Source organism: Acidiphilium sp. PM, assembly GCF_000219295.1.
Taxonomy (GTDB): Bacteria; Pseudomonadota; Alphaproteobacteria; order Acetobacterales; family Acetobacteraceae; genus Acidiphilium; species Acidiphilium multivorum.
Genome location: NZ_AFPR01000007.1, coordinates 1 through 1396, shown reverse-complemented (window position 1 = coordinate 1396; position 1396 = coordinate 1). Strand labels below are relative to the sequence as shown.

Here is a 1396-nt window from a genome sequence, read left to right as displayed (position 1 = left end):
TGTGATGAAGGTGACGATCACCACCGGCACCGCATGGGCGGCGAGCGCGCGCAGCGTCGAGGCACGGACCAGCGCGCCGATGACGACGCCGAGCACCGCCTGCGCCGCGAGCGTCGCGCCGCGCGGCACGCCCTCGGGCGCCAGCCCGGCCAGGGCAAGCGCGGTGGCGACGAACAGCGCCGCGAACAGCGCCGCGGAAGGCACCCCCACCCGCGCCAGCAGAAGGGACAGCGCCACGGTCGCAAGCACGAGCAAGGCCCAGCGCGATGCCGCCGCCTGGCGCGGGACCCTCATGAACATGCCGGTAGAAACGTCAGGTCGGGTGCCATTCGCATGGTGGAAACTCTGGCACCGGGCGGAAGATCCCGCCAGTTCCCGCCTTGCGCCCCACCCATGAGGCCAGGACAATGGCCCGCCGCCCGCGCGCGGCGGGCGGCGGCGCGCTCAGCGGCGGCCGATCTCGGTGACGAGAAAGTCCCGGAAGACGGAGACGCGCTTCGAGTTCCGCAATTCCTCGGGATAGACGAAATACATGTCGATCTTCGGCGCCTTCACCTCCGGCAGGATGCGGACGAGGCCGGTGGTGTCTTCCGTCAGGTAGTCCGGCACCGCGCCGATGCCGATGCCGCTGCGGATGGCGACCAGCATGGCCTGCAGCGAGTTCACCTCCAGCGCGCCGGCGCGCTGGGCGGCGCCATCCGGCCGGCCGATGCTGGCGATCCAGTTGACGTCGGCCACCGGCGGCTTGCGGTCGCCGAACAGGATCAGGCGGTGATCGTCGAGATCCTCCGGCCGCTCGGGGGTCTTGCCCACCTCGCGCAGATAGTCCTCCGAGGCGAAGATCTGCCAGCGAATCTCGCCCAGGCTGCGCTGCACCAGGTCGGGCTGGCGGGGCGGATGCATGCGGATCGCGACATCCGCCTCGCGCATCGCGAGGTCGAGATCGACATCGTCGAGCAGCAGCGAGATGCTGACGTCCGGATACTGCTTGAGGAAGGCGCGCAGGCGGGGGGCGAGCCAGACCACGCCGAAACTGTGCGTCGTCGTCACCTTCAGCCGCCCGGCCGGGCGTTCCTTGCTCTCGGCCAGCAGCGCCTCGGTCATGGCGAGCTTGGCGAAGACGTCGCGCACCGTGCGGTTGAGCTGCTCGCCCTGCTCGGTGAGGATCAGCCCGCGCGCGTGGCGGTGGAACAGCGGCACCGCCAGCGCCTCCTCCAGCGCCGAAATCTGCCGCGACACCGCGGATTGCGAGAGGTTGAGCACATCGCCCGCATGGGTGAAGCTGCCCGCCTCGGCGACCGCGTGAAACACGCGCAACTTGTCCCAGTCCATGTGATTGCCTGTCACGGTGAGCTTCCCTTTCCCGGCCGCGTTCGGGGCCGTCTTTTATATCGTC

Annotated in this window: 2 protein-coding genes; both read right to left on the bottom strand. The window is 69.8% G+C overall.

The window, feature by feature from the left end; all coding sequences use genetic code 11:
• The coding region (locus APM_RS00115) for an AbrB family transcriptional regulator (protein ID WP_241763078.1) at positions 1-294 on the bottom strand (294 nt) is incomplete at its 3' end.
• 150 nt (positions 295-444) lie between these two features.
• Positions 445-1332 carry a LysR family transcriptional regulator gene (locus tag APM_RS00110; protein ID WP_007421320.1) on the bottom strand — a complete coding sequence of 296 codons (888 nt, stop codon included), beginning with the start codon at positions 1330-1332 and terminating at the stop codon, positions 445-447.
• Positions 1333-1396 lie beyond the last annotated feature (64 nt).

What these genes read in the sequence shown, in the direction of transcription:
- APM_RS00110 (WP_007421320.1), bottom strand. Translation starts at nt 1,332, where the DNA reads ATGGACTGGGACAAGTTGCGCGTGTTTCACGCGGTCGCCGAGGCGGGC.